Origin of the sequence: uncultured Campylobacter sp., from assembly GCF_938030815.1 — a bacterium.
GTDB lineage: Bacteria > Campylobacterota > Campylobacteria > Campylobacterales > Campylobacteraceae > Campylobacter_B.
Genome location: NZ_CALHII010000188.1, coordinates 1 through 7,492, shown reverse-complemented (window position 1 = coordinate 7,492; position 7,492 = coordinate 1). Strand labels below are relative to the sequence as shown.

General features: G+C 46.9%; 5 protein-coding genes and 1 pseudogene. 3 read left to right on the top strand and 3 right to left on the bottom strand.

The features are described 5' to 3' along the window. Window positions 1-83: 83 nt before the first annotated feature. Window positions 84-953, bottom strand: a complete 870-nt coding sequence (locus tag Q0277_RS07180) for a molecular chaperone TorD family protein (RefSeq protein WP_297996854.1) — start codon at window positions 951-953, stop codon at window positions 84-86. Further along, the gene (locus tag Q0277_RS07175; RefSeq protein ID WP_297996852.1) at window positions 953-2,635 is read right to left on the bottom strand and encodes a 4Fe-4S dicluster domain-containing protein; all 1,683 of its coding nucleotides are present in this window, start codon (window positions 2,633-2,635) and stop codon (window positions 953-955) included. Before Q0277_RS07175 ends, Q0277_RS07180 begins: the two co-directional genes overlap by 1 nt. Window positions 2,636-2,801: 166 nt before the next feature. On the opposite strand from Q0277_RS07175, the gene selA reads away from it, so the two are divergent. Genes selA through Q0277_RS07160 form a run of 3 tightly spaced genes read left to right on the top strand, consistent with a single transcriptional unit; the run spans window position 2,802 to window position 6,987 of the window. Further along, the gene (gene selA / locus Q0277_RS07170) at window positions 2,802-4,409 is read left to right on the top strand and encodes an L-seryl-tRNA(Sec) selenium transferase (RefSeq protein ID WP_297996850.1); all 1,608 of its coding nucleotides are present in this window, start codon (window positions 2,802-2,804) and stop codon (window positions 4,407-4,409) included. After that, window positions 4,402-6,222: a selenocysteine-specific translation elongation factor gene (selB, locus tag Q0277_RS07165; protein ID WP_297996849.1), complete on the top strand. Its 1,821-nt coding sequence runs from the start codon at window positions 4,402-4,404 to the stop codon at window positions 6,220-6,222. The genes selA and selB overlap by 8 nt, the downstream gene beginning before the upstream one ends. A gap of 51 nt (window positions 6,223-6,273) precedes the next feature. After that, on the top strand, window positions 6,274-6,987 hold the full coding sequence (locus tag Q0277_RS07160; RefSeq protein WP_297996846.1) for a histidine kinase: 714 nt from the start codon (window positions 6,274-6,276) through the stop codon (window positions 6,985-6,987). A gap of 400 nt (window positions 6,988-7,387) precedes the next feature. Here the strand turns inward: Q0277_RS07160 and Q0277_RS07155 are convergent. Beyond that, a pseudogene (locus tag Q0277_RS07155) lies at window positions 7,388-7,492 on the bottom strand (cysteine permease); the annotation flags it as partial.

Here is a 7,492-nt window from a genome sequence, read left to right as displayed (position 1 = left end):
ACTCGCAAAACTAGAGTTTGCGAGTTTAAAATTTAACCGAAATTCTGCTTTTGCGTTAAGATTTCCGTTAAAAATTTTATTTATCAATCCAGATTAAAAATATCTTCCGGATTTGTAAATTTATTTTGATAGCCGCCTTTTTTGATCGCTTCTTTAACGACGCTGCGATCTTTCTTTTGCGGAGCGGCAAGCGCTAAAAGCGAGCGTTCTAGCGCAAAAAAGCTTCTCATTAGTGCGCCTAATGATTTGAAAAAATCCGCCCGCACATGCCCGCACAAAAGCTCGCTAAACTCATCCACAAAGCTGTTGGTGACATTCGTAAAAAGCTCTAACGCCAGCGCTTCGCCGTCTTGCGCGCCGATGAAATTTTTAGCGCATTGCGAGTTCGCAGCATTTTTACCATTCTGCGGGCCTGTAAAATTTTTACTGCCATGCAAACCTGCAGAATTTTTTCCGTCTTGCGCCGTCAAGCTCGCGCTATTCGTAAAATTTTGCTCGTTTGCCACGGAATTTTGTCCGTTTAAAACCGCGCTGTGTTTTGCAGCCGCGTCGCGCAGCAGAGTCGAATGCAGGTAAAAAATAAATCCCACATAGTCCTCGCACTCTTTGCAAAGCTCCATATTGCGGCGAAATTTACTCTTTTTTAGCACGTCGATTACCGCTACACGCATACGCCCGTCGTCACGTCCTTCGTCGTAGAAGCTCGCACTCATCGGCACATTGGCGTATGAAAAATCAAAAAGCACGGAATTTTGCTCGCTTTTAAACGCTGCAAAATCGAATTTCGCCAAATTTTGAAATTCCGCCTCATCGCTAGGCACAATGGGCGAGCTGCGTAAAAACTCCAACTGCTGCTGCCAGCGCTTAAATTTCGCATCCGTTTCATAGAAAAAAAACGGAATTGCAAAAAATTCGTAGTAGTAGCTTCTTGCTTGAAGTAGATTCGCATCCATTACATTGCCCCTTTTCTAGCATCTTCTATCTGCTTTTTTATCATTATTTTCGCCTTGCAATCGCCGCAGCAAAAAAGAGTCTTCATCTTTTCAGGCTCGTTTGCAAAATGCGCACCCATCATATCCGCGATCTTCATCACGGCTTTGCTCGTCGCAAATTCCTTACCGCATTCAATGCACTTAAAAAGCTCATCTTTAGCTAGCATTTTGTAATTAAAAAATCCCGGCTCAAGCTCCACGCCGCAAGGCTCAAGCTCGATCGTATCCTTTTCGGCGCAGCTTAGCACGCAGTAGTTGCACGTCGTGCAAAGCGAGGCATTGAGCTTAATCGAATTGTCGCTGTTATCGGCATACAGCGCGCCGGTATTACAGGCACCCACGCAGCTAAGGCATAGCGTGCAGCTTGCTTCGTTTATGTTTACTTTGCCAAATTTTAGCAACTCTCCGCTTTTTACAGCGCCGAAGCTGCCCTCGCCAACCATCGCGCTTACGCGTTTGGAAAAAATTTCTTTCTTGCTAAGACCCTGCTCATTTAGGCTAAACGCCCACGGCCGAGAGCTTTGCGCCCACTTTAGCGCTTCGTGCAGCTCGGTTAAATTTCGCGCTAAAAATACCGCGTCCTTGCCATAGATCGCGCGCGAAATTCCATTGATAAGCTCCACCGCTTCGCGCGTGCTCTCGCCCACGTCTGCGCCGTAAACGATCACACTCGAGCCGCTTTCTTGCATCGCGCTTAGCAAATTTGCCTCATCTATTTGCTTGCTTCCAAAAATTCCAAACGGCAGCACGCCGCACGGAAGCTGCACTGCAGGTGCGGATGTGATTTCGCTCTCTGCGATGAGAAGCGGAATTTTGCCTGCATAGAGCTTTGCGATCTCGCCAAATACTCTTTGGGGCAGCTTGGCAAATTTCAGCGCGCCGCTAGGGCAGACGCTCACGCACGCGCCGCAACCGATGCAGTCGATATGCGAAAATACTAACTCGCGCTTTTCGTCGTTTTTCAAAATCGCCACTGTGGGGCAAATCTCCGCGCATGGCGCTCGCAGCTCATTTCGCCTACCTTGATACTGGCAAATCGCAGGATCGAAGATCGTGGAATTCTTATAATGATAAACTGGGCTTTTGGAATTTAAAATTTTTAAAATTTCATCGTCGCCAAGCCCCGAGATCTCGTAGCAGCCGCTTTGTCGCAATTGATAGGGCGCCGCACCGCTAATCAAGAAAAAATCCGCCTCAGTCTCAATCTCATCCCGCTCGCTTAAAATCGTAACCGCAAGATCGCCAATCTCGCCGTAGACGAACTTAATCTCGGCCCTACTTAACGCGATCACCTTAAATCCGTGCTGCCTAAGTAGCCCCACAAGCCCCTCTCGCGGCTCATCACAGGCGAGAATTACGTTTTTGCCGACGGGCTTTTGATAGTCGCTATCTAGGGCACCGTCAAAGGCGATATCTTTGGCGCGATACAAAATATCTACGTTTTTAGCGATTTGTAGCGGCTCATCTGCGGAATTTTCTATATAAAAATTTATCTCGGGCGCATAAATTTGCGCTTTTAATTTCGGCGAATTAGCAACGATAAATTCCTCATTTTTCGCCTCCTCTTCATCGCCGCAAATTTCGATATCGTCGCTTAAGACGACATCCTTTAGCCCCGCGGCGTAAAATCCATGTTCTTTCATAATCTATCCTAAATTGATAATTAGGCGGGTTTTACTCTTATTTTCTAAACAGCTTTTAAATTCTGCGCTTAAAGTAAATCGAATTTAAATTAATAATTCTATAGATAAAGCAAAATCAAAGCTTTAAATGATAAAATCGCCTAAATTTTAAGGCATCGGGGTCGCAATGCAACGAATCAAACTACCCAAAATCGACAAAATCGCAAATGCGCAGGAGTTTCAAAACTGCCTCCGCCCGCAAATCATCAAAATCGCGCAAGAGCTTATTGAACAGGAGCGTCAAAAAGCGCTGCAAGGAGGCGAGCTCGCAAGCGAAAGCGAGATCATCTCGCTCATCAAATCGCGCTACGAAAAGTTCCAAAATCTAAGCCTCAAACCGCTCATTAACGCAACCGGCGTCGTGCTGCACACAAACCTCGGCCGCAGCGTCATCAGCGCCGAAATTTTAGCCCGCGCGCAAAAGATCATCACTTCGTATTCAAATTTAGAATACGACCTATCCGAGGGCGCGCGCGGCAACAGATACGACTACATAGCGCTTTTGTGCAGCGAGCTCTTCGGCGCGCAGGACGCGCTCGTGGTCAATAACAACGCCTCGGCAGTCTTTTTGGTGCTAAATACCTTCGCGCGCGGACGCGAAGTCGTGGTAAGCCGCGGCGAGCTAGTCGAGATCGGAGGGAGCTTTCGAGTAAGCGAAGTGATGGCAAACTCGGGCGCAAAACTTGTGGAGATCGGCACTACGAACAAAACCAAACTAGACGATTACGAAGAAGCGATCAATGAAAATACGGCGATCCTGATGAAGGTGCACCGCTCAAATTTTAAAATTTCAGGCTTCAACTCTAGCGTAAGCGCTGCGGAAGTTGCGGCTTTGGCACGTCGCGCCTCGCAAGCAAAGAGAGAATTTTTAGCGCTTAGAGCGGCAAGCTTTAAAAATTTAGCAGATCTTTGCGGCGGCTCTTCGGACGCAGACGGCGAAATTTTAAATTCTGCGCCGAATGGTTTAAGCTTAGCTGCAGGCTCTGCGAATGCTCTAAATTTAAATAGCAGCGAGCCGTCCGCAAAGAGCGAGCGTTTTCATGGAGACAGTGCGGGCGGCGAGAGCGAAATTTCTAAAATTTACCCCGCAAAATTTAGCATGAAAAAAGAGGAAAGCTTTAACGAGATCATCGATTACTACGATCTTGGAAGCGGCTACGCGAGCGAGCTGGGATTTGGGCTAGGCAAAAGTGAGCCCTCAATCTTTGAGCTTTTAAAAAGCGGCGTGCGGCTGCTTAGCTTTAGCGGCGACAAGCTCTTCGGCTCCGTGCAGTGCGGCATCATCCTAGGGGATCGCGATCTCATCGCGCGCCTACGTAAAAACCAGCTACTGCGAATGCTGCGTGTGGATAAGATCACGCTAAGCCTGCTTGCCGAGACGATCAAGGCGTATATAAATAAAGAATTTCACCTCATCACGACGATAGATCAGATCCATCTGAGCCTAGACGAACTGCGTGAGCGAGCGGAGCTAGTGCGATCGCGCATCGGCGTAAAATCGCAGATCGTGCCTACTACCACCTTCGTAGGCGGCGGCACGATGCCCGGCGCCTCCTATCCCAGCGTCGCGCTTGCGATCTTAGATGGGGCAGACCCGCAGAGCACGCAGGCTAAATTTCGCGCTGCGGGCATAATCGGGCGGATCGAGGATGATAAATTTTTGCTCGATTTCAGATCGATTTTAAAAAGCGACTTGCAAGATTTAATAAAAAAGATCGGAGAAATTTATGAATAGCGTAATCATCGGCACCGCAGGCCATATCGATCACGGAAAGACCGCATTAATCAAGGCGCTAAACGGCTTTGAAGGAGACCGAATGCCGAGCGAAAAGCAGCGTGGCATCACGATCGATCTTAGCTTTTCGCATCTGCGCTCGGGAGACACCAACGTCGCTTTCATCGACGTTCCGGGGCATGAAAATCTAGTAAAGACGATGATTAGCGGCGCATATGCCTTCGACGCTGCGATGCTAGTAGTCGCCGCTGACGACGGACTGATGCCGCAAAGCAAAGAGCATATTGAAATTTTATCGCTGCTCGGGGTAAAAAGCGTGATCTTATGTATCAGCAAGTGCGATCTTGCTGACGACGCGCGCAAGGCGGAGGTCGCGGCACAGTGCAGGGAATACATCGACAAATTTAAAAATTTGCAAATTTTAAACACCTTTTTTATCAGCATAAAAGATCCCGCAAGCATCGCCGAGCTGAAAAACTATCTCTTTAATATCAAGCCCGCGCAACGCCAAGGAGGCGGCGTAGTGCACTACTACATCGACCGCGTCTTTTCGCTTAAGGGGCTCGGCACCATCGTAACGGGCAGCCTCATTAACGGCGCGATTTCAAAAGGCGAGAAGCTTTATAACTGCGATCTGGGCAAAGCTTTTAACGTCAAAAGCGTGCAGATCCACGATGAGGATACGCCGCTGGCGCAGGCTCCAAACCGCGTCGCACTGAGTTTAGATGCCAAAACGAGCGAGCTGCAAAAAGGGCAAATCCTAAGCAAAAAGGGCTTTTTCCGCGGCTTTAATGAAGCCGACTGCACCTTTAGCGGCGAAATTTCACACAACCAAGACGTGCTATTTTGCGTCGGAAGCAAGCAAAGCGCGGCAAAAGCGCTCATTTTAAAAGAACTTCCTAGCGGCGAGAAGCTAGTGAGCTTTAAATTTGACAAAACGATGTTTTTGAAATTTGACGAGCCCTTCGTCTGCTTGTCAAACTCGCGCGTAATCGGCGGCGGGCGCGTGCTAAACGCCGTAGTCGAGCCGCTAAAAAAGCAGAGCAAAGCCGTGCTTCTCACCGCGCTTTTGAAGCGAAATTTTACCGAAGCGTTTAAAATTTTAAGCCTCTTTCACAAGCATGGATTCGGGCTATTTTCGGCGTATCAGCGCTTCGGAATGGAGTACGACGAAGCGGTAAAGATCGCGCGCGGCATAGAAGGAACGTATTTTGACGAAGCAAATTTATGCGTTTACGATCTAAGCGCGATCGAGGACGTAAAAAGCCTCATAAAATTTATCGTCTCAAAAAACGACTACGCGATCTTTTCGCCCGCCTCGATCGCCCTAAAGCTCTCGTGGGCCAGCGAAGATCTTGCTGCGCGCGCGCTTAGCGAGCTTGAGCGAGGCGGCATCGTCTCCAAAAAAGGCGGAGTTTACGTAAAATCGGGGGTGGATTTTGACGCGCTCAAACAGAGCTTGGAGAGTAAAATTTTTGATCTCATCAAAAAGGGCGGCATAGCGCCTCTCGCGCCGTATAACGTCTATGACGAGCTGGAGATCGACCGCAGTAGCGGCGATGACGCGCTAAAGAAGCTAACATACGCCAAAAAGGTCGTCCGTCTCGCACATAATCTCTTTGTCGAGGCCGAAAATTTAGCCCTGGCGATAAAGCGTCTTTACGCGATCATCGAAAAAGAGGGCTTCGTAAACGTCACGAATGCCAAAGAGGGGCTTGGGCTTAGCAGAAAATTCGTCATCTGCTACCTCGAATACCTAGATAAGATGGGGAATATCACGACGATCGACAATAAACGCTATTTGAAAAAGTAAAAATTTAAAATTTTGCACTACAATGCGCGGGATTTTTTGCAAAGGAAAAAAATGAAAAAAGCTATTTTAACTTCAGTTGCGCTCGCAGCGAGCCTAAACGCGGCTTTAAGCGACAGCGAAATTCTATCCATCTACGGCGGCGCGCCTCAAGGCATCGAAATAAAGGTCGCCGAGCGCATCCCACTTAGCGAGCCAAAGGGCGTTGAAGCGGTCGTTTTAAAGATTTCTCAAGGAAATATGTCGCAAGAGGAGATCATCTTCACCCAAGGCGATCTGATCTTTACCGATATCATTGATCCTAAAAAACGCGTAGTCTATAAGGAGCAGATCAAACAAGACCGCATCGCAGGACAGCTAAGTAAGGTCTTCAAAGCAGAGAGCAAAGACAATATCATCAAGCTAGGAAACGATCCTAAAAAACCTACGGTTTTGATGCTGACGGACGCTTTGTGCCCATTCTGCCGCAAAGAGATGGCAAGGATCGAAGAAACGTTAAAAAATAATAATGTCGATATCGTCATGACCTCCGTTCACGGTGACGACGGTCACGCAAAATCCGCGCTCATCTACAAAGAGATCAAAAATGCTAAAACCGACGAGCAAAAGATAGCGGTTTTTAAAAAATATTACGCTGAAGATAACAAAGCAAGCGCCAAAGACGTAAGCGCTGCTGAGCTAAATGCTGTAAAAGCCCTAGCTGCCAAATACTTCGGTGCGGGAGTAAACTCGGTGCCTTACATCATCGAACTAGACAAGCTAAAATAATCTTTCTTAAATTTTGCGGAGCGATCCGCAAAATTCTACCTCATCGTCTTAGGCTTAGCGATTTTAATTAATCCGGATTGACCTTTTTAATTTCACGTGAGCCATTGCTTTAGAATTTTTATAATCCCGCTGCTTAGCAAAATCTCTTTATCGAATCAGATTTAAAATTTTAAAATTTCTTTGCATATGGAATTTTAAAATTTAATAATCACGGAATTTAAAGCAGACACAGATCTTTAAAATTTCAGACCATAAAAGACACGTGCAAAATTCCGCATTATTCTTTATATTTAAAGTAGCATAAAAGCGATAGTGTATGAAATTTAAAAGCGAGAAAATATGCAAGCAAAATCCACGGCCGAAATTTTAAAATTTCGCGGCAAAGCTCGGGTAAAATTTAGCCGCAAATCTCATAAAATTTAAAGAGCTCGTAGATCTTAGAGCCATTTTTTGCTACAAGATGAGAAGGAGCAAGCGAGGTAAAAGAGCAAAATACGCCTGTTGG

Bases quoted from the DNA above. Each gene is read 5' to 3' on its own strand.
- selA (WP_297996850.1), top strand. From the start codon at position 2,802: ATGCAACGAATCAAACTACCCAAAATCGACAAAATCGCAAATGCGCAG.
- selB (WP_297996849.1), top strand. From the start codon at position 4,402: ATGAATAGCGTAATCATCGGCACCGCAGGCCATATCGATCACGGAAAG.
- Q0277_RS07175 (WP_297996852.1), bottom strand. From the start codon at position 2,635: ATGAAAGAACATGGATTTTACGCCGCGGGGCTAAAGGATGTCGTCTTA.
- Q0277_RS07160 (WP_297996846.1), top strand. From the start codon at position 6,274: ATGAAAAAAGCTATTTTAACTTCAGTTGCGCTCGCAGCGAGCCTAAAC.
- Q0277_RS07180 (WP_297996854.1), bottom strand. From the start codon at position 953: ATGGATGCGAATCTACTTCAAGCAAGAAGCTACTACTACGAATTTTTT.